Origin of the sequence: Cupriavidus sp. SK-3 (assembly GCF_000611145.1) — a bacterium.
Classification (GTDB): domain Bacteria; phylum Pseudomonadota; class Gammaproteobacteria; order Burkholderiales; family Burkholderiaceae; genus Cupriavidus.
On sequence record NZ_JFJV02000159.1, the window covers coordinates 1 to 24,458 of the forward strand.

General features: G+C 65.8%; 24 protein-coding genes and 1 pseudogene. 10 read left to right on the forward strand and 15 right to left on the reverse strand.

Annotated elements, in window-relative coordinates:
• Nucleotides 1-31 precede the first annotated feature (31 nt).
• The 3 genes from aroQ to CF70_RS16205 form a co-directional block, all read right to left on the reverse strand.
• Nucleotides 32-484, reverse strand: coding sequence for a type II 3-dehydroquinate dehydratase (gene aroQ, locus CF70_RS16195; RefSeq protein ID WP_035866651.1), 453 nt, complete (start codon nucleotides 482-484; stop codon nucleotides 32-34).
• 69 nt (nucleotides 485-553) lie between these two features.
• A complete protein-coding gene (locus CF70_RS16200; protein ID WP_035866652.1) occupies nucleotides 554-796 on the reverse strand; it encodes a Gfo/Idh/MocA family oxidoreductase in 243 nt (80 codons plus the stop codon).
• 113 nt (nucleotides 797-909) lie between these two features.
• A complete protein-coding gene (locus tag CF70_RS16205; RefSeq protein ID WP_035866654.1) occupies nucleotides 910-1,677 on the reverse strand; it encodes an IclR family transcriptional regulator domain-containing protein in 768 nt (255 codons plus the stop codon).
• Between the two features lie 131 nt (nucleotides 1,678-1,808).
• Here CF70_RS16205 and CF70_RS16210 point away from each other — a divergent pair, with 131 nt between their 5' ends.
• From CF70_RS16210 to CF70_RS16220, 3 genes are all read left to right on the forward strand, one after another.
• Nucleotides 1,809-3,692 (forward strand): bifunctional sugar phosphate isomerase/epimerase/4-hydroxyphenylpyruvate dioxygenase family protein, encoded by a 1,884-nt coding sequence (locus CF70_RS16210; protein WP_035866656.1) that lies wholly within the window; start codon nucleotides 1,809-1,811, stop codon nucleotides 3,690-3,692.
• 33 nt (nucleotides 3,693-3,725) lie between these two features.
• Nucleotides 3,726-4,547: a 3-keto-5-aminohexanoate cleavage protein gene (locus CF70_RS16215; RefSeq protein ID WP_035866658.1), complete on the forward strand. Its 822-nt coding sequence runs from the start codon at nucleotides 3,726-3,728 to the stop codon at nucleotides 4,545-4,547.
• A gap of 150 nt (nucleotides 4,548-4,697) precedes the next feature.
• The gene (locus tag CF70_RS16220; protein WP_051648559.1) at nucleotides 4,698-5,219 is read left to right on the forward strand and encodes a shikimate kinase; all 522 of its coding nucleotides are present in this window, start codon (nucleotides 4,698-4,700) and stop codon (nucleotides 5,217-5,219) included.
• 80 nt (nucleotides 5,220-5,299) lie between these two features.
• On the opposite strand, the gene CF70_RS16225 is transcribed toward CF70_RS16220, so the two are convergent.
• From CF70_RS16225 to soxC, 6 genes are all read right to left on the reverse strand, one after another.
• A complete protein-coding gene (locus CF70_RS16225) occupies nucleotides 5,300-6,187 on the reverse strand; it encodes an ABC transporter permease (protein WP_035866660.1) in 888 nt (295 codons plus the stop codon).
• A 19-nt stretch (nucleotides 6,188-6,206) separates the two neighbouring features.
• Nucleotides 6,207-7,058 carry an ABC transporter ATP-binding protein gene (locus CF70_RS16230; RefSeq protein ID WP_035866662.1) on the reverse strand — a complete coding sequence of 284 codons (852 nt, stop codon included), beginning with the start codon at nucleotides 7,056-7,058 and terminating at the stop codon, nucleotides 6,207-6,209.
• A 1-nt stretch (nucleotide 7,059) separates the two neighbouring features.
• Entirely contained in the window at nucleotides 7,060-8,094 is a 1,035-nt protein-coding gene (locus CF70_RS16235; RefSeq protein WP_035866664.1) for an ABC transporter substrate-binding protein, read from the reverse strand.
• A 72-nt stretch (nucleotides 8,095-8,166) separates the two neighbouring features.
• Nucleotides 8,167-9,093, reverse strand: coding sequence for a TauD/TfdA dioxygenase family protein (locus CF70_RS16240; protein WP_035866665.1), 927 nt, complete (start codon nucleotides 9,091-9,093; stop codon nucleotides 8,167-8,169).
• A 209-nt stretch (nucleotides 9,094-9,302) separates the two neighbouring features.
• A complete protein-coding gene (locus CF70_RS16245) occupies nucleotides 9,303-9,899 on the reverse strand; it encodes a c-type cytochrome (RefSeq protein WP_035866667.1) in 597 nt (198 codons plus the stop codon).
• Nucleotides 9,886-11,166 (reverse strand): sulfite dehydrogenase, encoded by a 1,281-nt coding sequence (gene soxC / locus CF70_RS16250; protein WP_035866669.1) that lies wholly within the window; start codon nucleotides 11,164-11,166, stop codon nucleotides 9,886-9,888. Before soxC ends, CF70_RS16245 begins: the two co-directional genes overlap by 14 nt.
• A gap of 235 nt (nucleotides 11,167-11,401) precedes the next feature.
• Between soxC and CF70_RS16255 the strand changes: the two genes are divergently transcribed.
• The 5 genes from CF70_RS16255 (at nucleotide 11,402) to CF70_RS16275 (ending at nucleotide 16,111) form a co-directional block, all read left to right on the forward strand.
• The gene (locus CF70_RS16255) at nucleotides 11,402-12,499 is read left to right on the forward strand and encodes an ABC transporter substrate-binding protein (protein WP_035866671.1); all 1,098 of its coding nucleotides are present in this window, start codon (nucleotides 11,402-11,404) and stop codon (nucleotides 12,497-12,499) included.
• A gap of 4 nt (nucleotides 12,500-12,503) precedes the next feature.
• Entirely contained in the window at nucleotides 12,504-13,358 is an 855-nt protein-coding gene (locus tag CF70_RS16260; protein WP_035866673.1) for an ABC transporter permease, read from the forward strand.
• A gap of 24 nt (nucleotides 13,359-13,382) precedes the next feature.
• Nucleotides 13,383-14,204, forward strand: coding sequence for an ABC transporter permease (locus tag CF70_RS16265; RefSeq protein ID WP_235185077.1), 822 nt, complete (start codon nucleotides 13,383-13,385; stop codon nucleotides 14,202-14,204).
• Between the two features lie 40 nt (nucleotides 14,205-14,244).
• The gene (locus CF70_RS16270; protein WP_035866674.1) at nucleotides 14,245-15,087 is read left to right on the forward strand and encodes an ABC transporter ATP-binding protein; all 843 of its coding nucleotides are present in this window, start codon (nucleotides 14,245-14,247) and stop codon (nucleotides 15,085-15,087) included.
• Nucleotides 15,088-15,160: 73 nt separating this feature from the next.
• Entirely contained in the window at nucleotides 15,161-16,111 is a 951-nt protein-coding gene (locus CF70_RS16275; protein WP_035866675.1) for a TauD/TfdA dioxygenase family protein, read from the forward strand.
• A gap of 38 nt (nucleotides 16,112-16,149) precedes the next feature.
• Here the strand turns inward: CF70_RS16275 and CF70_RS16280 are convergent, their stop codons facing one another.
• From CF70_RS16280 to cyoA, 6 genes and pseudogenes are all read right to left on the reverse strand, one after another.
• Entirely contained in the window at nucleotides 16,150-17,262 is a 1,113-nt protein-coding gene (locus CF70_RS16280) for a substrate-binding protein (RefSeq protein WP_035866676.1), read from the reverse strand.
• A gap of 181 nt (nucleotides 17,263-17,443) precedes the next feature.
• Nucleotides 17,444-17,809 (reverse strand): cytochrome o ubiquinol oxidase subunit IV, encoded by a 366-nt coding sequence (locus CF70_RS16285; protein WP_035866677.1) that lies wholly within the window; start codon nucleotides 17,807-17,809, stop codon nucleotides 17,444-17,446.
• Nucleotides 17,809-18,447, reverse strand: a complete 639-nt coding sequence (gene cyoC / locus CF70_RS16290; RefSeq protein ID WP_035866678.1) for a cytochrome o ubiquinol oxidase subunit III — start codon at nucleotides 18,445-18,447, stop codon at nucleotides 17,809-17,811. The genes CF70_RS16285 and cyoC overlap by 1 nt, the downstream gene beginning before the upstream one ends.
• 8 nt (nucleotides 18,448-18,455) lie before the next feature.
• Nucleotides 18,456-19,929 (reverse strand): cbb3-type cytochrome c oxidase subunit I (locus tag CF70_RS16295; RefSeq protein ID WP_235185078.1); only part of this gene is annotated, 1,474 nt, incomplete at its 5' end.
• A gap of 3 nt (nucleotides 19,930-19,932) precedes the next feature.
• Nucleotides 19,933-20,445: pseudogene (locus tag CF70_RS37915) on the reverse strand (cbb3-type cytochrome c oxidase subunit I); the annotation flags it as partial.
• Nucleotides 20,446-20,453: 8 nt separating this feature from the next.
• Nucleotides 20,454-21,419: a ubiquinol oxidase subunit II gene (gene cyoA / locus CF70_RS16300; RefSeq protein ID WP_035866679.1), complete on the reverse strand. Its 966-nt coding sequence runs from the start codon at nucleotides 21,417-21,419 to the stop codon at nucleotides 20,454-20,456.
• A 636-nt stretch (nucleotides 21,420-22,055) separates the two neighbouring features.
• Between cyoA and CF70_RS16305 the strand changes: the two genes are divergently transcribed.
• Both CF70_RS16305 and CF70_RS16310 read left to right on the forward strand, forming a co-directional pair.
• Nucleotides 22,056-23,024 (forward strand): sulfonate ABC transporter substrate-binding protein, encoded by a 969-nt coding sequence (locus CF70_RS16305; RefSeq protein ID WP_035866682.1) that lies wholly within the window; start codon nucleotides 22,056-22,058, stop codon nucleotides 23,022-23,024.
• 110 nt (nucleotides 23,025-23,134) lie between these two features.
• On the forward strand, nucleotides 23,135-24,409 hold the full coding sequence (locus tag CF70_RS16310; protein ID WP_035866685.1) for an O-acetylhomoserine aminocarboxypropyltransferase/cysteine synthase family protein: 1,275 nt from the start codon (nucleotides 23,135-23,137) through the stop codon (nucleotides 24,407-24,409).
• The last annotated feature ends 49 nt before the right edge of the window (nucleotides 24,410-24,458 follow it).

Below are 24,458 nucleotides of genomic sequence, written 5' to 3' on the forward strand. Positions count from 1 at the left end.
CCCGGCGGTTCTCCGCCGGGCCGCGCCGTTTTCATTTGGCCGGCACGGCCGTCAGTTTCGCGCCGATAAACTGCAGCGCCAGGCCATAGCCCTGCGTGCCGAAGCCTGCCATCACCGCCTCCGCGATATCGGACAGGTAGGAGTGATGTCGGAACGCCTCACGCTTGTGCACGTTCGAGATATGCACCTCCACGAAAGGAATCGCCACGCCGGCGAAGGCGTCGCGGATCGCCACGCTGGTGTGCGTGAACGCGCCGGGGTTGATCAGGATGTAGCTGACGCCTTCGGTGCGCGCCGCGTGGATGCGGTCGACGATGGCGCCTTCGTGGTTGCTCTGGAAGCAGTCCAGCGACAAGCCCATTCCCGCGGCCTGCTGCTTCAGGGCCGCCTCGACGTCCGCCAGCGTGGTCGAGCCATAGATCTGCGGCTCGCGCGTGCCCAACAGGTTCAGGTTGGGGCCGTTGATGACGAGTACGGATTGCATGTTGTTTCCTCTTTCCTGGTGTTCTTGCCGGTCTTTTGATCGTTGCCGCCTTCCTGGCGGATGCCCTGCTCAGGCGTCCACCGTGCCGACGATGCGGCCTGTCCGCGCAGCCTCGGCGATGGCCTCGGTGACGCGCAGATTCTGCAGCCCATCCTGCACGGTGACAAGAGGCTTTGCGGTGCCTCGGATCACGTCGCAGAAATGCGTGAGCTGCCGTTCGAGCGGGTCCTCGCGCACCAGTCCGGCCACGCTGGCCTGGAACGGCTTTGACCATGAGCTGTCGTTGTCGCGCGCGCAGGTCTTGAGGCGCATGGTCACGCCGCCAGCGGCGCAATCTCGCGTGCTATCGCGTCCCCGGCGGCCGCTTGCAGATTCGGATAGCCAGTGGCCGGCAAACGCGCATTATTTTCGGCGCGCCTGCTTGCTCACAACACCCTCATCACCGATATCGCCGTATCCTGCAGCACCTGCAACACCCGCTCCAGCGCCTGCTCCGCGCTCTCCTCACCGATCTGCATATTCACGCTCAGCGCGGCGATCACTTTCCCATGGCGATCCCGCAGCGGCACCGCCACCCCCCGCACGCCGATCTGCAACTGCTGCTCGACCAGCGCGTAACCCTGCGCGCCCGCCTTCCTGATCTCGGCCAGCAGCCGGTCCTGCTGCATGATCGTGTACGGCGTGTACGGCGTCAGCACGACGTCTTCCAGCCACGCCTTGACCTTATCCTCAGGCTCCGAGGCCAGCATCATCACCCCGGCGGAAGCCAGCGGCGCCGGCACGCGCGCTCCCAGCACAAAGCCCGTATTCATCACCCGGCTCGTACCCGTGCGGCAGATAAACACCAGTTCCCATGCATCCAGCACGCTCAGGTATGCCGGCTCGCCGACCGCCGCCGTGATCTGCTGCAGGAACGGCTGCACCGCGCGCGGCAGGCGCGCCGAGTCGAAGTAGGACCAGCCCACCTTGAGCACGCGCGGGGTCAGGCTGAACAGCGTGCCGTCGCTGGTGGTATAGCCCAGATGCTCCAGGGTGAGCAGGTAACGTCGTGCCGCGGTACGCGTGAGGCCCGTCAGCTGGGCCGCCTGCGTCGGCGTCAGGCGCGGATGGTCGTTATCGAAGGCCTCCAGGATGGCCAGGCCCTTTTCCAGTCCGGCAATCCAGTCGCGCCGGTTCAGCGGTTCTTTATCCATAGCGATAACCCTAGTTCCGAGCGCCAGTCGCTCTCAATGGCGCGATTATCGCACGTCCGCGCGCGGATTGCGCTTGTTGCTGGGTCAGATCGGTCCTAACCTTCCTCTACACGAAGCACGCAGGATTTGACATGCAAACCGCAGCCTGGCGCCATCCGAAATCGATCGCCACCGTATCGCTGTCCGGCACCTTGCCGGAAAAACTGGAAGCGGCCGCCGCCGCCGGTTTCGACGGCGTCGAAATCTTCGAGAACGACCTGTTGAATTTCGATGGCTCCCCGGCCGATGTGCGCCGCATCGCGGCCGACCTCGGCCTGGACATCCCGCTGTACCAGCCCTTCCGCGATTTCGAGGCAATGCCCGACGAATTCCGCACCCGCAACATGGCGCGCGCCGAACGCAAGTTCGACGTGATGGAGGAGCTGGGCGCGCGCATGGTGCTGGTCTGCAGCAATGTGCAGGGCATCGCCGTCGACGATCCCGCGCGAGCCGCCGCCGACCTGCGCGCCATGGCCGAAGCCGCGGCGAAGCGCGGGCTCCTGGTGGGCTTCGAGGCGCTGGCCTGGGCCCGCCACACCAGGCTGTGGCGGCAGGCATGGGACATTGTGCGGCAGGCCGACCACCCGGCGCTGGGCCTGATCCTGGACAGCTTCCACACGCTATCGCTGGGCGACACGCTGGAAGGCATCGACGCAGTGCCGGCGGAGAAGCTGTTCTTCGTGCAACTGGCCGATGCACCCCGCATGAGCATGGACGTGCTGTCGTGGAGCCGGCACTACCGCAATTTTCCCGGCCAGGGCGATCTGGCCGTGACCGAGTTTGCGCGCGCGGCCATCGGCGCGGGTTATCGCGGACCACTGTCGCTGGAAATCTTCAACGACGAATTCCGCGCGGCGCCCGCGCGCCTGACCGCGCAGGATGGCCTGCGCTCGCTGATCTGGCTCGAATCCGAAGCCGGGGGCCCCGCCCTGCCGGCCGCGCCGCATTTCGGCGGCGTCGACTTCCTGGAGTTCGCGGTGGATTACGTAGCCGGACGGGAACTGGGTATGCGGCTGCGTTCGCTGGGCTTCAGCCACGCCGGCCGCCACCGCTCCAAGGCCGTTGACCTGTACCGCCAGGGCGGCGTCAATATCATCCTCAACGCCGAGCAGGACAGCGCCGCCGCGGAGCACTTCCAGCTTCACGGGCCGTCCGTCTGCGCGCTCGGGCTGAAGGTGGACGACGCCCAGCGCGCCCTCTCGCGTGCGCGTGCCTTGCTGTGCAAGGAATGGCGCGAGCGCATCGGCCCGGACGAACGCAGCATTCCCGCGGTGCGCGCGCCGGACGGCATGCTGTTCTACCTGATCGACGAGAAGGACTCGGACCGCAGCATCTACGAGAGCGACTTCGTGCTGGAACCCGGCAGCGCCGACGACACGGGCGCGGGCCTCACGGCCATCGACCATATCGCCCAGGCCCTGCCGCCGCACCGGCTCGACAGCTTCGTATTGTTCTACAAAACGGTGTTCGGCCTGCAGGCCGAGGCCCTGCACGAGATCGCCGACCCGTACGGCCTGGTGAAAAGCCGCGCCATGGTCAGCCCGGAGCAGAACATCCGGATTCCGCTCAACGTCTCGGAAAGCAGCCGCACGGCCACCGGCAGGTTCGTCACCGCCTATGCCGGCTCGGGCATCCACCACATTGCCTTCCGTACGCCCGGCCTGAGCGCCACGCTGGAGCGGATCGTTCCCGCCGAAGCCGCCATGCTCCATGTGCCCGACAACTACTACGACGATGTCGGCGCGCGCCTCGGGCTGGACGACGCGCTGCTGGAGCGCCTGCGCCGGCAGCAACTGCTCTACGACAGGGATGCCGGCGGTGAATTCCTGCACGCCTACACCGAGCCCTTCCACGACCGCTTCTTTTTCGAGCTGGTGCAGCGCGACGGCTACCTCGGCTTCGGCGCGGCCAACGCCTCGCTGCGCATGGCGGCGCAAGCCCTGGCCAGCCGCAACCACAAGGCCCGGCCCGCCTGAGGCGGGCACCACAATCGTTCCCTGGAGTTTCAAATGCAAGATCCCTGCATCATCTCGGTGGCCATCACCGGCTCGGTCCCCCGCAAGAAAGACAATCCCGCCATCCCCATCTCCGTTGCCGAACAGATCGAGAGCACGCACGAGAGCTTCGAGGCCGGCGCGACGCTGGTCCACCTGCACGTGCGCGACGAAGCCGGCAACTCCAGTTCGGACCCCGCGCGTTTCGCGCAATTGCAGGACGGCATCCGCAAGCACTGCCCCGGCATGATCGTGCAGTTCTCCACCGGCGGGCGCGGGCGCGCCATGGAGCAGCGCGGCGCCATGCTCGACCTGCGCCCAGACATGGCCTCGCTGGCCACCGGCTCGGTCAACTTCCCCACCACGGTCTACGAGAACCCGCCCGACTTCGTGCGCGCGCTGGCCAAGGCCATGCGCGATTACCACATCAAGCCCGAGATCGAGATCTTCGACCTGGCGATGCTCTACAACACGGCGGACCTGGTCACGGAAGGGTTGCTGCTGCCCCCCGTGCATGTGCAGTTCGTGTTCGGTATCAAGAACGCGCTGCCGGCACGCAAGGAGATCCTGGAATTCCAGGTGGAGCAACTGAAGAAGGTGCTGCCCGGCGCGACCTGGACCGCGGCGGGGATCGGCCGGCACCAGCTGGAAGTTAACCACTGGACGCTGCAGCTCGGCGGCCACTGCCGCACCGGCCTGGAAGACAACGTGCGCTGGGACAAGGACACGCTGGCCGCCAGCAATGCGCAACTGGTCGGCCGGGTGGCGCAGCTGTGCGCGGAGTACGGCCGCACCGTGGCCACGCCCGCGCAGGCGCGGCAGCTGCTCGGTCTGTGAAGCCCCTTGTACCGAAGCCGCCGAAGCAACGGAACACCGCGCCGTTTTGAGCGGCGCCCATCTCGTGCTAACGTAGAGAAGACCGAATCCGGAGCCTGCGGCTGGCTCCCCCCACACTTGGACTTCGAAAACCTCTTCTTCATCGGCTTCATGGGCGCCGGTAAGACCACCATTGGCCGGACGGTGGCGCGCCGGCTGGGGCTGCCTTTTTTCGATACGGATCACGAAATCGAGGCGCGTTGCGGCGTGCGCATTCCCACCATCTTTGAACTGGAAGGCGAGGAAGGCTTCCGCCAGCGCGAAACCCGCACGCTCGACGAGCTGACCCAGCGTAAAGGCATCGTGCTGGCCACCGGCGGCGGCGCCGTGCTGCGACCGGAAAACCGCGAAATGCTGCGCTCGCGCGGCTACGTGATCTACCTGAGCGCTTCACCCGCCGAGCTGTGGCAGCGCACCCGGCGCGGCCGCAACCGCCCGCTGCTGCAAGGCCCCAACCCGCGCGCCACGCTGGAAGCCCTTTACCGGGTACGCGATCCGCTCTATCGCGAGGCGGCGCACCTGGTGATGCCCCCGCACGGCGACAGCGTGGCGAATGCCGCCGGACGCGTGCTCGAGCGGCTGGGATTGAGCGACCGGCCACTGCGGCCTCAAGAGGAACCCAAGCCAGGCTGAACGGCCCTGGTTACCTGTGGCGTGGCCTGTAGCGTGACGCGCGTGCCGTAAGCCGCACTATCGGCCCGGCCATGCGCAACTCAGTGCTGCATGCCCCAGCGGCGCACGGTCACCCGTTCCAGCGTCTTGAACACCAGGTTCTCCACCAGCAGGCCGATCAGGATCACCATGGCCAGGCCGGCGAACACGCGGTCGGTGTACAGCTCGTTGCGGTTCTGGAAGATGTACCAGCCCAGCCCGCCCTTGCCAGACGACGCGCCAAACACCAGCTCGGCCGCGATCAGCGTGCGCCAGGCGAAGGCCCAGCCGATCTTCAGACCGGACAGGATGGCGGGCAGCGCGGCCGGCACCAGGATCAGCAGCACATAGCGCAAGCCGCGCAGCCCGTAGTTGCGCCCGGCCATGCGCAGGGTGCCGGGCACCCCGCGAAAGCCCGCATAGGTGTTCAGCGCCAGCGGCCACAGCACCGAATGCACCAGCACGAACACCAGGCTCTTGCTGCCCAGCCCGAACCACAGCAGCGCCAGCGGCAGCAGCGCGATGGCCGGCAGCGGGTTGAACATGGAGGTGAGCGTGTCCAGCACATCGCGCCCCAGTTCGGTCGAGACCGCCAGCGTGGTCAGCACAAAGGCCAGCACGATGCCGCCGGCGTAGCCTTGCAGCAGCACCGACATGGAGATGCCCGCCTTGGTCAGCAGCTCGCCATTGCCGATGCCCTCGGCAAAGGCGCGCGCGGTGGCGAGAAAGCCCGGCAACAGCAGGTCGTTGTCCTGCAGGCGCGCGATGATTTCCCACAGGCAGGCCAGCACCACCAGGATCAGCGCCTTGCGCAGCCAGCCTTGCTGCCACAGGCGTTGCGGCCAGGGCAAGGCGCGTGCCACCGGCAAGGCGGTGAAGGACTCGAGCTTGCGCTCGTATTCGGCGCGGACCACCGTGGTGGCGGAAACAGATGACGTGTTTGTGCTCATGGTCGATCCTGGCAGGGGCTCAGCGTGCCTGCGCGGTGCGTGCCGGCGACGGCGCCGCGTGCGGCGGCTCGTCGAACAGCAGATGATGGATGCGTTGCGCGGTAGCCTGGAACTCCGCCCCGCCCTGGCTGGCCAGGTCGTACTGGTGGCTGTTGAGTTCGGCGCGCACGCGCCCCGGATGCGGCGACAGCAGCAGGATGCGGCTGCCGACCACCAGCGCTTCCTCGATCGAATGCGTGACGAACAGCAGCGTGAAGGCGGCGTCGTTCCACAGCGCCAGCAATTCCTCCTGCATGCGCCGCCGTGTCAGCGCGTCGAGCGCGGCAAAGGGCTCGTCCATCAGCAACACCTTGGGCCGCATCGCCAGCGCGCGGGCAATCGCCACGCGCTGTTTCATGCCGCCGGACAAGGTGTGCGGATAGGCGTCGGCGAAGTTCGCCAGCCCGACCTTGTCGAGAAAATGCAGCGCGCATGCCGAGGCCTCGCGCCGTGACATGCCGCGTGAGCGCACCAGCGGGAACATCACGTTCTGCCGTACCGTCTTCCAGGGCGGCAACTGGTCGAACTCCTGGAACACCACGATGCGGTCGGGGCCGGGCGCGCTGACGGGCACGCCCTCCAGCCGGATCTCGCCCTCGCACGGCGGCACGAAGCCCGCCACGGCCTTGAGCAGGGTCGACTTGCCGCAGCCCGAAGGGCCGAGCAGCACAAAGCGATCGGCGGCATGGACATCAAAGCTGACCTGGTGGGTGGCCCGCACCACGCGCTCACGGGTGCGGTACTCCAGCGAAACGCCGTCGACCTGCAACAGCGGCGCGGCTGCGGCGGGGCGCGCGGAAACCACGCGTAACGGGGAAGGCTGCGCGGCCATGTCAGCTACCCTGGGCAGTGGCCGGGTCCTGGAAGAAGTAATCCTGCCAGGATTTCGGCTGGTTGCGGATGGCGCCCACCCGGTGCATGAACTCGGCCAGCGCGAACGTGTTCTGCGGCGTGACCTTGAACTGCACCTGCGGGTTCTTCAGGATTTTGACCAGCAGCGCGCGGTCGATCCTGGCTTTGTTCACGCGGATATACAGGTCGGCCGCCGCTTCCGGGTTCGCGGTGGCGAACCGGGCCGCCTCGGCCAGCGCATCGACAAAGGCGCGGTAGGTCTTGGGATTGTCATTGCGGAATTTCTCGGTGGCGTACAGCACCGTGGCCGAGCTGGGACCGCCCAGCACGTCATACGAGTTCAGCACGATGCGCGCATTGGGGTTGCCGGCCAGTTCCTGTTCCTGGAACGGCGGGTTGCCGAAGTGGCCGCTGATCTCGGTGCCGCCGGCGATGATGGCCGCGGCCGCATCCGGGTGCGGCACCGCCACGGTCCACTTGTCCAGGCGGTTGAATTCCTTGTCGCCCCACTGCCTGGCGGCGGCAAGCTGCAGCACGCGCGACTGCACCGATACCGACACCGCGGGCAGCGCGATGCGGTCCTTGTCGGTGAAATCGGCAATGGTCCTGACCTTGGGGTTATTGCTGACCAGGTAGTATGGGAAGTTGCCCAGCGACGCCACGCCCTTCACATTCTGCTTGCCGTGCGTGCGATCCCACATGGTCAGCAAGGGCCCCACGCCGGCCCCGGCGATATCGATCGCGCCGGACAGCAGCGCATCGTTGACGGCCGCGCCGCCGGACAACTGCGTCCATTCCACCTTGACGTCGACGCCCTGCTGCCTGCCATGCTTCTCGATCAGTTGCTGGTCGCGCGCCACGTTGAGCAGCAGGTAGACCACACCGAACTGCTCGGCGATGCGGATCTTCCCTTCCGCACGGGCCACGCCGGACATCGCCATGCCGGCGGCCAGCGCGAGCGCGACGGCGCCACGCGGCCAGCGGGCGGAGAAGAGACGGGAACGAAGCAGGGACATGCGGAACTCCGGTGGATTCGGTGGATTCAGTGGATTCGGTATGGGACAGGATGATCCGGACGTGCGTGCCGGTCAGACCGGCAGGTCGCCCTCGATCGTGGTGCGATACATCACGCGGCGCAGCGACTCCGGGCAGCCGGCGGCCAGGTGCAGCAGCGAGCGGTTGTCCCAGAACACCAGGTCGTGCTCCTGCCATGCGTGGCGATAGATGTGTTCCGGCTTCACGCTGTGCGCGAACAGTTGCGCCAGCAGGTCACGGCTTTCATCCTCGGGCAGCCCGGCGATGCGCGTGGTGAAATGCTCGCTGACGAACAGCGCGCGGCGGCCGGTCTCCGGATGCGTGCGCACCACCGGCTGCAGCACCGGCGCCACCTGCGCGATCTGCTCGGGCGTCAGGTTGGGACGCCACGGGCTGCGCTGCTGCAACTCGGCGTACCTGGCCAGGTAGGTGTGCTCGGCATTGCGCCCTTCCACCGCGCTCTTCAGGTGCGCGGGCAGCGTCTCCCAGGCCAGGTGCATGTTGGCGAACAGCGTATCGCCGCCCTCGGCCGGAAGCTCCTGCGCATGCAGCAGCGAGCCCAGGCTGGGCTTTTCCTTGTACGAGAGATCGGAATGCCAGAAATGCCCGGCGTCGCCCAGGCCGATCGGCTTGCCCTCCTTGAGCACATTGGAGACGATCAGTATCTCGGGATGACCGGCGAGCTGGAACTGATGCAGCACATGGATCTGCAACGGCCCGAAGCGGCGGCTGAAGGCGATCTGCTGTTCCGGCGTGATGCGCTGGTCGCGGAACACCACCACGTGATAGTCGAGATGCGCACGATGGATGCGCGCGAAGTCTTCCGCGGACAGCGGCTCGGACAAGTCCAGGCCGATGATCTCCGCGCCGAGCGGCGCATCGAAGGGACGGATCTCGAAAGCGGCGCTGCCGGAAGCAGCGGCTGAAACGGCGGGGGCGGCAGCAAGCGTGGATAAGGCCGTGTGGGTTCCAATCGTCATGGCAAGCTCTTATGCGGAAGACCTAAAGCGGAAGACCTAAAGTGCGGATCCGATATCGGATTCAGTTGCGATGCCGTTTCCGGCAAAAGCCGGGCCCTGCACCGCTCGTTCTCAAGCTTTGCACTGTAGAGATCCGGGTCTGCAGCGGTCAACGAATGAAATCGCTGCCGCTTATCCGTTTAACGCATATCCATGTCTTTACATTGGGCTCAGGGTCGCGCCGCACAGGCGTTGCGGCACGGCACGTTGGCGGTGTCGGGCCGGCCGTCGGCCACGAAGCCATCGCGGTTCGGCATCCGCACCTGCGGCAGGGTCCGCGCATCGAGCACAGCCTCCGCGGGCACAATGCCGTTCAGATGCAGCAGGTAGGCCGTGACCGCATAAACCTCGTCCGCTTTCAGGCTCTGCGGCGCGTTGTAAGGCATCGCGCGATTGATGAAATCGAACACCGTGGTCGCATACGGCCAGAAACTGCCGATGGTCTTGAGCGGCGGCTTGCCATTCGCGTGCGCGCTCTTCAGGCTCCCCTGCCCGCCCACCAGCGCATCGGCCGGTTTGCCTTCGCCCTTGATGCCGTGGCACGCGGCGCACAGGTTTTCGTAGACCTGCCTGCCGCGCGCCACGCTGCCACTGCCCGGCGGCAGGCCGGCGCCATCGGGCGTGACGTCGATATTCCATGCGGCGAGATCGCGCTCGCTGGCCAGCAGGCCCAGGCCATAGGTCTGCGCCTGTGCCCGCGGGCACACCGCGGCCATCGCCAGCAGGACAGCACCAAGGGATCTACGGAGCGTGTCAGGCGCGCGCATTGGCAATCCTCCCGTCGGCGCCCACGCGCCATGCCTGGATGGCGTTGTAGTGATAAGTGGACTCGTAGCCGCGCGCGGCCACCAGTTGATCCGGCAAGGGCTGCACATTGCCGGCCTCGTCGATGGCGCGGCTTTGCAGCACCGTGGGTCCGCCGTCCCAGCGCCACGACAGCCGGAAACGCGTGAGCGCACGGTCGAGCACGGGATCCTGCAGCGTTGCCTCGCGCCAGCTGCGGCCGCCGTCCACGGATACGTCCACGCGCCGGATGCGGCCATGGCCGGACCACGCGAGCCCGGAGATTTCATGGAAACCCCTGTCGCGCAGCGTGTGATCCGGCGCGGGAAACGTGATCACCGATTTCACGTCCATCAGGAAGGTGAACTGGCGCGCGCTGCCGTCGGGCAGCGAGTCGGTGTACTTGGCGGTTTCCTCGCGCGTCATGAACGGCTCGCGCCCGAGCTTGAGGCGGCGCAGCCACTTGATGCTCATATTGCCTTCAAAGCCCGGCAGGAACAGCCGCAGCGGATAGCCGTGCTCGGGCCGCAGCATCTCGCCGTTCTGCGCGTAGACGAGCAGCGCGTCTTCCAGCGCCTTGGCCATCGGCACGCTGCGCGTCATCGCCGCGGAATCGGCGCCCTCCGCCAGCACCCAGGCCGCTTCCGGGCGCACGCCAACCTCTTCCAGCACGACTGAGAGCGGCACGCCGGTCCATTCGCAGCACGACAGCAGGCCGTGGCTGATCTGTACCGACGTGGCGCTTGGCGCGCGCCATTCGCGCCCGGTGTTGCCGGAGCATTCGAGAAAGTGGATGCGCGACACCGATGGCAGCCGCACCAGATCGTCCATGGTGAAGATGCGCGGACGATCCACCAGCCCATGCACGGCCAGCCGGTGCAGGGCCGGATCGATCAGCGGGATGCCGGCGTGGTGGCGCTCGAATACCAGTCCCGTGGGCGTGATGATGCCGCGCAGGTCCTGCAGCGGCGTCATCGAAGAGTTGGCGCCGGGCATCGGCGCGGCGCCCCGGTTGCGCCGGATCACGTTCTTCTCGAACTCGGCGGGCTGGCCGTAGGCGCGCCACAGCACCGGCTCGCCGGGCGCGCGCGTCCACGGCGGCACTGTCAGCGCTTCGGCATGCGCCGTGGCTGGCGCACCCGCGGCCAGGGCGCCAGCGCCAAGCGCCACGCCGCCCAGTCCTGCGCCCTGGCGCAGGAAACGGCGCCGGCCGGATGGCGGCTGCGCGTTCTTCTCGTTCTTGTTCGTCATGGGCTCGCCAAGGTCATGTATCGAAAATGGCGCACTCTATGCCACCCCGCTGCCTCGCGGAACGAAGGAAAACGCATGCCCTTATGCGTGCCGGCGCAAGCATTGCCAGCTGCGGCGCATATGCGCGCAGCCCATAACCAAAGCCAAAAACATTCCTTCTGCCGCGCCGGCAACGCCGCGTATCTTGAGAGCCGTCGATTCATTCTTCACCGCTTTGCACAGGGATACAGCCAAGATGGCATTCACGCGACGAACCCTTCTCAAACGCCTTGCCGTATCCAGCCTGGGTGCCGCCGCCTCCGCCAGCCCATTCAGCGCATTCAGCGCCAGCGGCGCCGCCAGGCCCGACGTGATCCGCATCGGCGTGGCGCAGCCGGCCACCGGGACGCCACCGAGTTTCGCGGGTAGTTCGATGGCGATCGCCCATGCGCGCGGATGGCTGGAGGAAGCGTTCAAGCCCTCGGGCACACGCATTGAATGGCTCTTCTTCAAAGGCGCGGGCCCGGCCGTGAACGAGGCCATCAGCACCAATCAGCTCGACTTCGCCATGCAAGGCGACCTGCCCGCCATCGTGGCGCGCGCCGCGGGCCTCAAGACACGGCTGGTGCTGGCCACGGGCGTGCGCACCAATATCTATATCGGTGTACCGCCCGACTCCCCGCTCAAGACGGTGGCGGACCTGCGCGGCAAGCGCGTGTCGCTGTTCAAGGGCACCAACATGCATCTGCCGGCATTGCGCCTGCTTGAGGCCAACGGCCTTGCCGAGAAAGACCTGCGGCTGCTGAACCTGGACACCGCCGGCTACCTGGCGGCGCTGACGACACGCGACATCGACGGTGCCATCGGCGCGATGGACATCCTGCGCCTGCGCGACAAGGGCGCGGTGCGCATCCTTTACTCCAGCAAGAACCAGTCGCCGATCTACACGCGCCAGAGCCATGTGCTGGTGACCGACGCCTTCGCCAGCAAGTATCCGGAAGCCACCCAGCAGCTCGTCAAGGCAGCGGTGCAGGCCGCGCGCTGGGCCTCCGACGAGAAGAACCGCGAAGATGTGCTGCGCACCTGGGCGCGCGCCGGCACGCCTTATGAGCACTGGAAGGAGGACTATGAAGGCGAACCGCTGCGCGTACGGTTGAACCCGAACTTCGACCCCTTCCTCGTCAGCCGCTACAAGGATGCCACCGAGCAGGCCTACCGCCTGCGCCTGTCGCGCGCCAGGTTCGATGTCGACCAGTGGATCGATACGAGCTTCCTCAAGAACGCGCTGAACGACCTGAGCCTGCAAAGCTACTGGCCGGTCTACCAGCCGAACGGCAAGATTCTCGGAGCCTGACGCGATGGCCGCCAACGATTCCCTTGCGCTGCCCCGGCCCGCTTCCGCCGGGGCAGCGCCCGAGCACGGCGGCAAGGCGCAACGCCACTGGCGCCCCGGCCTGCATCACGCCGCCTGGCTGCTGGCCTGGCCCGTGCCGCTGGCGCTGCTGCTGGCCTGGTACGTGGCGGCACGCTTCGCATGGATCCCGCCGCAGGTCCTGCCCGCACCCGACGCGGTCTGGCACACGCTCGCCGAGCTGTACCAGAGCGGCGAGCTGCAGGCCAACCTGGCCGTCAGCGCGCTGCGCGTGGCGGGCGGCTTTGCGCTGGGCCTGGCCGGCGGGCTGGCGCTGGGCGTGGCGATGGGCCTGTCGCCCGGCTTCCGCGATTACGTCTATCCCACCTTCAAGGCCTTCAGCCAGGTGCCCGTGCTGGGCTGGCTGCCGCTGCTGATGCTGTTGGTGGGCATTGACGAGGCGCTCAAGATCATCCTGATCGCCAAGGCATCGCTGGTGCCGATCGCGCTCAATACCTGCAAGGGCATCCAGAACGTGCCCACGCGCTATATCGAAGTGGCGCGGGTGCTGAAGTTCACGCGCTGGCAACTGCTGTCGCGGGTGGTGTTTCCCGCCGCCGCCGCGCCGGTCTGGAATGGCATCCGCTATGGGCTGACACATGCCTGGCTGGCGCTGGTGGTGGTGGAACTGCTGGCGTCATCCGAAGGGCTCGGCTACATGATCGTTTATGGCAGGCAACTGTTCCAGCTCGATATGGTGATCGCCGCGGTCATCGTGGTGGGCGCGGTCGGGTTCGCGCTGGACAAGCTGCTGGCGCTGGCCGAGCGCGCGGTGCTGCGCTGGCGCAAGCCGGGCCTTTGATCGCTGCAATACAAGGAAACCAAGATGGCTGATGCAATCACGACGCCAACTACCCGATCCGCCAGCGCACGTGCCGTGCGCATGCCTCGCGCGCTGCGCGGCTGGGTCCTGCCGGTCGCGCTGATCGTCCTCTGGTGGGCCGCGGTGCGCTTCGGCTGGAGCACCTCGCCGCTGCTGGTGCCGGTTTCCAAGGTCTGGGCCACCGCAGTGGAGCAGGTGCGCAGCGGCGCCCTCTTCGTGGCGCTCTCCGCCAGCCTGTGGCGCGACCTGGCGGGCTTCGCGCTCGGCGCCAGCGTGGGCCTGGTGTTCGGCACCGCGCTGGGGCTGTCGCGGCTGTTCGAGCAATTGTTCGGCCCGACCTTCCACACCATCAAGCAGATCTCGCTGTTCGCGTGGATTCCGCTGATCTCGGTGTGGTTCGGCCTGGGCGACACCGCCAAGGTGGTGTTCCTGTCGCTGGCGGCGTTCTTCCCCGTGGTGCTCAATACCTTCGAAGGCATCCGCGGCGTGCCCGCGGACCTGCTGGAAGTGGCCCGCGTGCTGAGGTACTCGCGCTGGCAGGTGCTGCTGCGCGTGGTGCTGCCGTCGGCCTCGCCGTCGATCTTTGCCGGCATCCACCTGGCCCTGATCTACGCATGGCTGGCCACGCTCGGCGCCGAATACATGCTGGTCTCCGGCAAAGGCATCGGCAACACCATGACCGATGGCCGCGAGAATTTCTGGATGGACCTGGTGATCTTCGGCGTGATCGTGGTCGGGCTGGTCGGCTTCACGCTGAACTGGATCGCCAGCCGTATCGAAAGCCGCCTGCTGGCATGGCGCGGCCGCTCCGTCGCCGCGTTCTGAAGCGCCGGCTCTCCCAACAACTCACTGGAAAAAACCGATCATGGCCCATGCCGGCACGCTCAGCATCGAGCACCTGCGCAAGCAATATGAAGTCAAGGGCGAGCCCTTGCCCGTACTGGAAGACATCACCCTCTCGATTGCGCCCGGCGAGTTCGTCAGCATCGTCGGCGCCAGCGGCTGCGGCAAATCCACGCTGCTGCGGCTGGTGGTAGGGCTGGAGGAGGACTACAAAGGCGAGATCCTGCTCGACGGCAAGCGCGTGGCCGGCACCAGCCTGGACCGCGGCATCGTGTTCCAGGAGCACCGGCTGTTTCCCTGGCTGACGGTGGAGCAGAACATCCGCATGGCGCTGCTCAACGCCAACCTGACCGAGAGCGAGAAACGCCGCACCGTGCGCGAGCATATCGGGCTGGTCGGGCTGGCCGGCTTCGAGACCGCCTTTCCGCACCAGCTCTCCGGCGGCATGTCGCAGCGCGTGGCCATCGCCCGCGCGCTGGTCACGCGCCCGGAGATCCTGCTGCTGGACGAACCCTTCGGCGCGCTCGATGCGCTGACCCGCGCCTATCTGCAACAGGAGCTGCACCGCATCTGGCAGGCCGAGGGCATCACCATGATCCTGGTCACGCACGATGTGGAGGAAGCCATCTACCTGGGCGACCGCGTGGTGGTGATGGAGCCGCGCCCCGGCCGCATCCGCCGCATCCTGCCGGTGCCGCTGGCGCATCCGCGCGACCGCGCGGCGCTATCCTTCGCGCGTGTCAAGGACGATGTGCTGCAGGAATTCACCGGGCGCCCGGCCGACCTGGCCGAAGCGCCCATCCGGCACCTGCCGGATCCCGACGCCGGCGGCGGGCTGCCGCCGCATATCCGGTTCGCGATCTGATTCGCGCACTCGATCGCGCCCTCACTCACGCCCTTACTCACGCCCTTTATTGCCACCCACAGGAGAATCCCACATGACCCAGCAGCAAACCGCAGCCCAAGTCACGCTAGACATCCACCCGGTAGCGGGGCGCATCGGCGCCGAGATCCGCGGGCTAAAGCTGGCGCCGGACCTCGATGCCGCCACCTTCGGCGCCGTGCGCGCCGCGCTGTTGCGCCACAAGGTGCTGTTCTTCCGCGGCCAGGACCACCTCGACGATGCTGCGCAGGAAGGCTTCGCCAGCCTGTTCGGCGCACCGGTGCCCCACCCTACCGTGCCCTCGCGCGACGGCACGCGGTTCCTGCTCGAACTCGATTCCGGGCACGGCGGCCGTGCCAATTCCTGGCATACCGATGTGACATTCGACCTGGCCTACCCGCAGGTCTCCGTGCTGCGTGGCGTGGTCATTCCGGAGGCCGGCGGCGACACCGTGTGGGCCAATACGGCGACGGCCTACCTGGATCTGCCGGAGGCATTGCGCGAACTGGCCGACCGGCTCTGGGCGCTCCACACCAACGACTACGATTACGCGGCCACCCGCAATACGGCCAGCACCGAGGCCATCAAGCGCTATCGCGAAGTGTTCACTTCCGCCATCTACGAAACCGAGCACCCGGTGGTACGCGTGCATCCGGAGACCGGCGAGCGCACGCTGGTGCTGGGGCATTTCGTCAGGAAGCTGCTTGGCTACACATCGTCCGATTCGCAGCACCTGGTTTCCGTGCTGCAGGATCACGTGCATCGCCTGGAAAACACCGTGCGCTGGCGCTGGCGCGCGAACGACGTGGCGATCTGGGATAACCGCGCCACGCAGCACTATGCGATCAACGACTACGGCGACGCGCACCGCGTAGTGCGCCGCGTGACCATAGCGGGCGATGTACCGGTCAGCGTGGATGGGCGGCGGAGCGTGGCGGTGAAGCCGGGGGCGCCCAAGCACGGCGAACCGGCTAATCACACCACCCCGGCACGCGCGGCGGCATAGGGCGGCGGCATGCGTCGGGCCCGGCCCCTTCGCATTGCCTACGTTATGCCTTGCATGCACTCCTTCGGATCGACGACCCCCAGGCTTTTGACAATCCTGAAGCTGCCGTTGCTTGCCTGTGCGATGTACATGTTCATGCGAACGTGATGCTGACCGGGCACCATTTCAGCCGGGCCACCCGGCCCTTCGGCGATCCTTGCGTGGTCTAGCGCCTTGATGACATCCTCCTGCTTCAGCGAGCCCGCCTCCCTGACCGCAGCCTCCCAGAGCCTCAGGCCCCGGTACATGCCCGAACACGCGCTGCCGGCAGTGAACCTGGCAGTGCCCGGATAGCGCTTGTCATACTGATCGATCAGTGTCTTGCTGAAGGCATCGCTGACGTTCTGGTAGTAGTCGAGGCAACTGTACAGGCCCTCCACATGCGCGGCCGGCACCAGGTTCAGGAAGTTCTCGTCGAAGTACGTGCAGACCATGTATCCGCCTCGCTGCGTGAAACCGGAGCGGTAGAGCTGCTCGAGGAACGGCGTGAGCCCGGGAGGGACGATGGTATTGAATACCACCTCTGCGCCAGTGGACGCGATCTGGTCGATTGTCTTGCCATAGTCGGCGTGATCGAGGGGGAAGTACTCCTCTCCGGCAATCGAGCCACCGTGGGCCGTGACAACCTGACGGACCTTCTTGTTCATCGTGCGCGGCCAGATATAGTCCGCTGACGGCAGGTAGAATTTCTTCGCCCCCGTTTGCTGCATCAGCCAGGGTATGAGAGGCTCAACCTGCTGCGCCGGCACCGGGCCTGTGCAGAAGATCAGCGGGTCACATTCCTGTCCCTCGTATTGCTCCGGGTAAATGTAGAGCTTCTTGCCATTCACTACGGCAGGACCCTTGATCGCCTGCCGCGTGGAGCTGTAAATGCCACCGAAGAGCACATCGACCTGATCCTGCTGGATGAGCTTGGCAGCTTTGGCTTCCGCTACGCTGTCCGTGGTCGCGCTGTCCTCAAGGTACAGATCTATCTGCCGCCCCAGCAAGCCACCCGTTGCATTGATGTCATCGATCACCATCCTGGCCACGTTTGCATTGGCGATTCCCGCGAACGAGAGTGGCCCCGTCTGGTCCGTGATGACGCCCACCCTGATGGATGATTCCTTCATGGCGCATCCCTCCTTTCAAGGATGCCGGCGGTGACGGCGCTCGCCAATCCTTGCTGCTGTCCTTTGCACTCAACCAGCATAGGCCAAATCAGGACCGTCCCCCAGGATCTCGCCCATGCCGGGCGCAAAACGACAAAGGCGGCCCGGAGGCCGCCTTTGTCAGCGCTGATGCGTAGATCGCTCAGTGCACCATCATATTGCTGTTCATGTTGTGCATGATCCACAGCGAGCCCGCCACCACGATCAGCAGGATCAGCGCGGTGAAGGCCAGCGCCATCACATTCCAGCGCTGCTCCGACGAACTGTCCAGGTGCAGGAAGTAGACCAGGTGCACAACGATCTGCACCACGGCCAGGCCGAGGATCACGGCCAGCGTGGTGGAGGCTTCCAGCGTGCCGCCCATCACCAGCTTGAACGGGATGACGGTCAGGATCACCGCCAGCACGAAGCCGATCACATAGGACTTGACGCTGCCGTGGCTGGCGCCGGCGGACGTGGTGCCGTGCGCGTCGTGCGCGCCTGCGGTAGAAACGTTGCTGTGTTCCATTACATCGCTCCCATCAGGTAGACCACGGTGAACACGCCGATCCAGACGATGTCCAGAAAGTGCCAGAACAGCGCGAAGCAGGCCAGGCGCTTGGTCATGGTGGCGGTCAGGCCCTTGCGGGAGATCTGCCACATCAGCACGGCCATCCACAGCAGGCCGCTGGCCACGTGCAGGCCGTGGGTGCCCACCAGCGTGAAGAAGGAGGACAGGAACGCGCTGCGTTCCGGACCGGCGCCTTCGGCGATCATGTGATGGAACTCGTTGATTTCCATGCCGATGAACGCCACGCCCAGCAGGAAGGTCACGCCGAGCCAGAACTGCAGGCGGGCGCGCTGGCCGTTGTGCAGCGCGATCATCGCCATGCCGGAGGTCAGGCTGCTGAACAACAGCAGGAAGGTCTCGACCAGGACGTAGTTCAGTTCGAACAGTTCCTTGCCCGAAGGACCGCCCGCCACTTCGCCGCGCAGCACCGCGAAAGCGGCGAACAGCCCGGCGAAGATGATGCAGTCGCTCATCAGGTACACCCAGAAACCGAACACCGTGTTGGCGCTGGTGTCGTGATGGGCGTGGTCGTGCGAGTGGGCATGCGCCGCGTCGGCGGCATGCGCGGGATAACGATGTAGAGCTTCAGTCGTCATGATTCGATTCAGGCCTGTGACGCGATGCGCTGGAAATGGCTCGACTCGACCGCCTCGACTTCACGTGCGGGCACGTAGTAGTCGATATGGTCGTCGTTGCTGCGGAAGATGAAGCTGACGATCATGCCCACCAGGCCAACCGCCGCCAGCCACCAGATGTGCCAGGTCAGGGCGAAGCCGAGCGCCAGGCTGAAGGCACCGATGTAGAAGCCAGCGCCGGTGTTCTTCGGCATGTGGATCTGCTCGTAGTGCGCCTGCATCTGCGGCAGCTCGCCGCGTGCCTTCATGTCGGCGAAGGCGTCGAGGTCACGCACCACCGGGGTGTGCGCGAAGTTGTAGAACGGCGGCGGCGACGAAGTTGCCCACTCCAGGGTACGGCCACCCCAGGGATCGCCGGTGACGTCGCGCAGTTCGTTGCGGCGGCGCACGCTGACAATGATCTGCAGGACCTGGAACACGATGCCGAGGCCGACAAACAGCGCACCCACCACGGCCACGTACAGGTACGGGTTCCACGCCGGGTTGTCGGTGTGGTTCAGGCGGCGGGTCATGCCCATGAAGCCCAGCGCGTACAGCGGCATGAAGGCCAGGTAGAAGCCGATGATCCAGCACCAGAACGCGCACTTGCCCAGGCCTTCGTCAAGCTTGAAGCCGAACGCCTTGGGGAACCAGTAGGTAATGCCGGCCAGGTAGCCGAACAGCACGCCGCCGATGATCACGTTGTGGAAGTGGGCGATCAGGAACAGGCTGTTGTGCAGCACGAAGTCAGCCGCCGGCACTGCCATCAGCACGCCGGTCATGCCGCCGATCACGAAGGTGACCATGAAACCCAGCGTCCACAGCACGGGCGTGGTCATCTGCACGCGGCCGCGGTACATGGTGAACAGCCAGTTGAAGATCTTCACCCCGGTCGGGATGGAGATGATCATCGTGGTGATGCCGAAGAACGCGTTGACGTTGGCGCCCGAACCCATCGTGAAGAAGTGGTGCAGCCAGACCAGGAACGACAGCACCATGATGGCGCTGGTCGCGTAGACCATGCCCTTGTAGCCGAACAGCTTCTTGCCCGAGAACGTCGAGATGATTTCCGAGAAGATGCCGAACGCCGGCAGGATCAGGATGTACACCTCGGGGTGGCCCCAGATCCAGATCAGGTTCACGTACATCATGGCGTTGCCGCCCATCTCATTGGTAAAGAAGTGCATACCGAGATAGCGGTCCAGGCCCAGCAGGCCCAGCGTGACGGTCAGCACCGGGAAGGCGGCGATGATCAGCACGTTGGTGCACAGGGCAGTCCAGGTGAACACCGGCATGCGCATCAGGGTCATGCCCGGCGCGCGCATCTTGAGGATGGTCACCAGGAAGTTGACGCCGGTCAGCAAGGTGCCGAGACCCGAGATCTGCAAGCTCCAGAGGTAGTAGTCCACCCCCACCCCGGGGCTGTACGCGATCCCGGACAGCGGCGGGGAGGCCCGCCCGCCCNNNCAGCCAGCCGGTACGCGCAAACTCGCCGACGCCCAGGGAGACGTTGACCAGCATGGCGCCGGCCACGAACAGCCAGAAGCTCAGCGTGTTGAGGAACGGGAAGGCCACGTCGCGCGCGCCGATCTGCAGCGGCACCACCAGGTTCATCAGGCCCGTCATCAGCGGCATCGCCACGAAGAAGATCATGATCACGCCGTGGGCGGTGAAGATCTGGTCGTAGTGCTCGGGCGGCAAAATGCCGGTGGCGCCGTTGGTGGACAGGGCCAGCTGGGTACGCATCATGATGGCGTCGGCAAAGCCGCGCAGCAGCATGATCAGCGCAACCACGCTGTACATGATGCCGATCTTCTTATGGTCGACCGAGGTGAACCAGTCGTTCCACAACCACTTCCACTTGCCGAAATAGGTGATCAGCGCGCATAGCGCCACCCCACCCAGTGCCACCATCGACAACGTGCCCATGATGATGGGCTCGTGGAACGGGATGGCATCCAAACTCAATTTGCCAAACATCTTAACTCCTAGGAATTCGAGCCCGGCGCCGGCATAGCGGGCGCGGCCATGGACACCTGGCTCACGCCAAGGGTGTTGCGCGAGGTGCAGACAGGACCGAACGACGTGCCGTTACCGGCGATCGCGCCGCCTGCGCCGTCCATGTACTTGTGCAGGATGCCGTGGTACAGCTGCGGATCGACCTTGGCGTAGAGCGCCACGGGATTCGCCTCGCTGGGCTTGGCCAGTTCGCTGTAGTCGGCCAGGGTCAGCTGGTTCGACGAAGCGCGGACCTGCTTGACCCATTGTTCGAAGTCGTAGTTGGAGACCGCCTTGGCCTTGAACTTCATGCCGGAGAAGCCGCCGCCGCTGTAGTTGGCCGACATGCCGTCAAAGATGCCGTTCTCGTTGGCGATCAGGTGCAGCTTGGTCTCCATGCCCGCCATGGCGTACACCTGGCTGCCCAGTTGCGGGATGAAGAAGGAGTTCATGATCGAATCGGACGTGATCTTGAAGTTCACCGGCGTGTTGACCGGGAACGCGATCTCGTTGACCGTGGCGATACCCAGTTCCGGATAGATGAACAGCCACTTCCAGTTCATCGCCACGGCCTCGATGGTGACGGGCTTGACGTTGGATTCGATGGGCTTGTACGGGTCCAGGTCGTGAGAGGACTTCCACGTGATGATGCCCAGCACCAGGATGATCAGGCAGGGAATCAGCCACACCACCACTTCGATACCGGTGGAGTGCGACCAGTCCGGCTCGTAGCGGGCCGACTTATTGCTGGCGCGGTACTTCCAGGCGAAGGTAAAGACCAGGACGATCACAGGAATCACGACCAGCAGCATCAGCCAGGTCGCGATCAGGATGATGTTTTTGACGTCGGCGCCAATCTGGCCCTTCGGATCTAGCACGGTCATGTTGCATCCGGCCAGCAGCAGGGCGGCGCAAGGCAGTAACCGCGTCCAACGCGGAAGTTTGGGTATCTTCATGTCACGACTGGTTGAGTTGGCCACGGAACGACGGCGCGGCGCGGTTTTGCTGCCGGATGCGGGAGCAAGCGGCAGGCTTAAGGCTGGGGGAAACTGGGTCAGATCCGGGTCAAGCGCCCTGTGTGCCAGGCGACGCACCGATCAGGGGCAGGCTGGCTTGGTCCTTGTGGGACGGATCATTGTGGGACTGCGGTGGTCCACACAGGAGGATGTCGGCACGGCGACGCCCGGTATGTCCGCCCGGCGGGCAAACAGGGTATTCAGGTGAGGGTCGCGGTACGTCTGACATCGTGGCGCGAAATCTACCGCATCGCAGCATTGAGGGTAAACCCGTGAGGTGGAACACACTGTTCAGCAAACCGGACAATGCAGCTTCTCCACTCATCCCACCCGCAACTCCGCACTAGTTCAGGATAATTTTGCCTGCGGCAAGGTGTCGCAGGGGTGCGCACCCTTGAAAGCAGCCGCACCAATCCAGGAAGGGGCGCCATCACACGCGGAGCGTGACATCGATCACATTCATGGGTATCACCCGGCGCCGTTCTATTCAAATGCAATAAGCTTCGTTCCCCTCCCCGCGCGATTTCGCAACCATAGGGCCGCAGACAAACCAAGACCCTTCCCGGAGAAATCGCAATGCATCCTTTCCGCCGCTGGCTGCCCTTCGCGGGCCGCGTCCTGGCTATCGCCGCGCTGTCCTGGTCCGCCGCCGGCCATGCCGCCGACCCGGCCGTGCGCGTGGGCTACCAGAAGGCCGGCCTGCTTGCCGTGCTGAAGGCCCAGGGCTCGCTGGAGAAAAAGCTCGCCCCGCTCGGCTTCAAGGTGGAGTGGAAGGAATTCCCCGCCGGCCCGCAACTGCTCGAAGCGCTCAACGCCGGCGGCATCGATTTTGGCTACACCGGCGCGCCGCCGGCTGTCTTCGCCCAGGCCGCGCGCGCCAACTTCGTCTACGTCGGCGCCGAGCCCGGTGGCAAGACCAACGAGGCGCTGTTCGTGCCGGAGAAATCCTCCATCCGCTCCGTGGCCGACCTCAGGGGCAAGCGCATCGCCCTGCAGAAGGGCTCCAGCTCCAACTACCTGCTGGTGCAGCTGCTGAAGAAGCACGGCCTCAGCTTGCAAGACATCCAGCCCATCTACCTGCCGCCGGCCGATGCGCGCGCCGCCTTCGAGAGCGGCAACGTGGACGCGTGGGTGGTCTGGGACCCGTACTACGCGCTGGCGCAAAAGGCGCTGAAGGTGCGCACCATCGCCGACTACGAAGGCGTGCCCTCGCCCTTCAACTTCTACGAAGCCGCCAACGGCTTCGTCAAGGCGCAGCCGCAGATCGTCAACGCCATCCTGGAGCAACTGCGCACGACCGGCCTGTGGGTGGTGAAGAACCCCGGCGAGACCGCCGCCCTGCTGGCGCCCGCCGTGGGCCTGGACGTACAGGTAGTCGAAGCCTGGCTCAAGCGCGTGCCGTACGGCGCCACGCCGGTAACGCCGGAGGTGGTCGCCGTCCAGCAGCAGGTGGCTGACCTGTTCCACGAGCAAAAACTGATCCCCACCGCCGTCAAGGTGAAGGACAACGTCTGGCAGGCGAGCTTCCCGCTGGCCAGCCACTGAGCGGACCCGCGGCGGCCCGGCCACGGTCCGCCACGGTGACATGCGGGAGCCACCACTGCTACCATGCCTGCTCCTGAGCGCCATCATTCCAACAAGAAGACAACGACATCATGAAAATCGAGACGATTGCCGTTCACGGCGGCTACTCCCCGGACCCGACCACCCGTGCGGTGGCCGTGCCCATCTACCAGACCGTAGCCTATGCGTTCGACAACGCGCAGCACGGCGCCGACCTGTTCGACCTCAAGGTGCCCGGCAATATCTACAGCCGCATCATGAATCCCACCAACGACGTGCTGGAGCAGCGCCTGGCCGCGCTCGAGGGCGGCGTGGGCGCGCTGGCGCTGGCGTCCGGCATGGCGGCCATCACCTACGCCATCCAGACCATCGCCGAGGCCGGCGACAACATCATCTCGGCCAGCCAACTCTACGGCGGCACCTACAACCTGTTTGCCCACACGCTGCCGCTGTCCGGCATCGAGACCCGCTTTGCCGACGGCCGCAATCCCGCCGCCTTCGGCGACCTGGTGGACGCGCGCACCAAGGCGATCTTCGTCGAATCCGTGGGAAATCCGCTGGGCAATATCGTCGACATCGAAGCCATTGCCAAGGTGGCGCACAACCACGGCATCCCGCTGATCGTCGACAACACCGTGCCGTCGCCCTACCTGTGCCGGCCTTTTGAACACGGCGCCGACATCGTCGTGCACTCGCTCACCAAATACCTGGGCGGCCATGGCAACAGCGTGGGCGGCGCCATCGTCGACAGCGGCAAGTTCCCGTGGGCCGAGCACAAGGCACGCTTCAAGCGCCTGAACGAACCCGACGTGTCCTACCACGGCGTGGTCTACACCGAAGCCCTCGGCGCCGCCGCCTATATCGGCCGCGCGCGCGTGGTGCCGCTGCGCAATACCGGCGCGGCGCTGTCGCCGTTCAATGCCTTCCTGATCCTGCAAGGCATCGAGACGCTGGCGCTGCGGCTGGACCGCATCACCGAGAACGCGCTGGCGGTGGCGCGTCACCTGAAGGCCAGCCCGAAGGTGGAATGGGTCAACTTCGCCGGCCTGCCCGAGCACCCGGACCACGCGCTGGTACAACGCTACCTGGGCGGACGCGGGCCGGGCATTTTGTCGTTTGGCCTGAAGAGCGGCGGCCGCGAAGCCGGTGCGCGCTTCCTCGATGCGTTGCAGCTGTTCACGCGCCTGGTCAACATCGGCGACGCCAAGTCGCTGGCAACGCATCCGGCGTCGACCACGCACCGCCAGCTCGACGCGGCGGAACTGAAGGCCGCCGGTGTCAGCGAAGACATGGTGCGGCTGTCGATCGGCATCGAGCATATCGACGATCTGCTGGAAGACCTGGATCGGGCGCTGGCTGCGGCCTGAGTCCTGCGTGGGTAGCGCCGCGCCGCGGTGCTGGCAAAAAAGGGGGGCC

Bases quoted from the DNA above. Each gene is read 5' to 3' on its own strand.
- aroQ (WP_035866651.1), bottom strand. From the start codon at position 484: ATGCAATCCGTACTCGTCATCAACGGCCCCAACCTGAACCTGTTGGGC.
- CF70_RS16200 (WP_035866652.1), bottom strand. From the start codon at position 796: ATGCGCCTCAAGACCTGCGCGCGCGACAACGACAGCTCATGGTCAAAG.
- CF70_RS16205 (WP_035866654.1), bottom strand. From the start codon at position 1,677: ATGGATAAAGAACCGCTGAACCGGCGCGACTGGATTGCCGGACTGGAA.
- CF70_RS16210 (WP_035866656.1), top strand. From the start codon at position 1,809: ATGCAAACCGCAGCCTGGCGCCATCCGAAATCGATCGCCACCGTATCG.
- CF70_RS16215 (WP_035866658.1), top strand. From the start codon at position 3,726: ATGCAAGATCCCTGCATCATCTCGGTGGCCATCACCGGCTCGGTCCCC.
- CF70_RS16220 (WP_051648559.1), top strand. From the start codon at position 4,698: ATGGGCGCCGGTAAGACCACCATTGGCCGGACGGTGGCGCGCCGGCTG.
- CF70_RS16225 (WP_035866660.1), bottom strand. From the start codon at position 6,187: ATGAGCACAAACACGTCATCTGTTTCCGCCACCACGGTGGTCCGCGCC.
- CF70_RS16230 (WP_035866662.1), bottom strand. From the start codon at position 7,058: ATGGCCGCGCAGCCTTCCCCGTTACGCGTGGTTTCCGCGCGCCCCGCC.
- CF70_RS16235 (WP_035866664.1), bottom strand. From the start codon at position 8,094: ATGTCCCTGCTTCGTTCCCGTCTCTTCTCCGCCCGCTGGCCGCGTGGC.
- CF70_RS16240 (WP_035866665.1), bottom strand. From the start codon at position 9,093: ATGACGATTGGAACCCACACGGCCTTATCCACGCTTGCTGCCGCCCCC.
- CF70_RS16245 (WP_035866667.1), bottom strand. From the start codon at position 9,899: ATGCGCGCGCCTGACACGCTCCGTAGATCCCTTGGTGCTGTCCTGCTG.
- soxC (WP_035866669.1), bottom strand. From the start codon at position 11,166: ATGACGAACAAGAACGAGAAGAACGCGCAGCCGCCATCCGGCCGGCGC.
- CF70_RS16255 (WP_035866671.1), top strand. From the start codon at position 11,402: ATGGCATTCACGCGACGAACCCTTCTCAAACGCCTTGCCGTATCCAGC.
- CF70_RS16260 (WP_035866673.1), top strand. From the start codon at position 12,504: ATGGCCGCCAACGATTCCCTTGCGCTGCCCCGGCCCGCTTCCGCCGGG.
- CF70_RS16265 (WP_235185077.1), top strand. From the start codon at position 13,383: ATGGCTGATGCAATCACGACGCCAACTACCCGATCCGCCAGCGCACGT.
- CF70_RS16270 (WP_035866674.1), top strand. From the start codon at position 14,245: ATGGCCCATGCCGGCACGCTCAGCATCGAGCACCTGCGCAAGCAATAT.
- CF70_RS16275 (WP_035866675.1), top strand. From the start codon at position 15,161: ATGACCCAGCAGCAAACCGCAGCCCAAGTCACGCTAGACATCCACCCG.
- CF70_RS16280 (WP_035866676.1), bottom strand. From the start codon at position 17,262: ATGAAGGAATCATCCATCAGGGTGGGCGTCATCACGGACCAGACGGGG.
- CF70_RS16285 (WP_035866677.1), bottom strand. From the start codon at position 17,809: ATGGAACACAGCAACGTTTCTACCGCAGGCGCGCACGACGCGCACGGC.
- cyoC (WP_035866678.1), bottom strand. From the start codon at position 18,447: ATGACGACTGAAGCTCTACATCGTTATCCCGCGCATGCCGCCGACGCG.
- cyoA (WP_035866679.1), bottom strand. From the start codon at position 21,419: ATGAAGATACCCAAACTTCCGCGTTGGACGCGGTTACTGCCTTGCGCC.
- CF70_RS16305 (WP_035866682.1), top strand. From the start codon at position 22,056: ATGCATCCTTTCCGCCGCTGGCTGCCCTTCGCGGGCCGCGTCCTGGCT.
- CF70_RS16310 (WP_035866685.1), top strand. From the start codon at position 23,135: ATGAAAATCGAGACGATTGCCGTTCACGGCGGCTACTCCCCGGACCCG.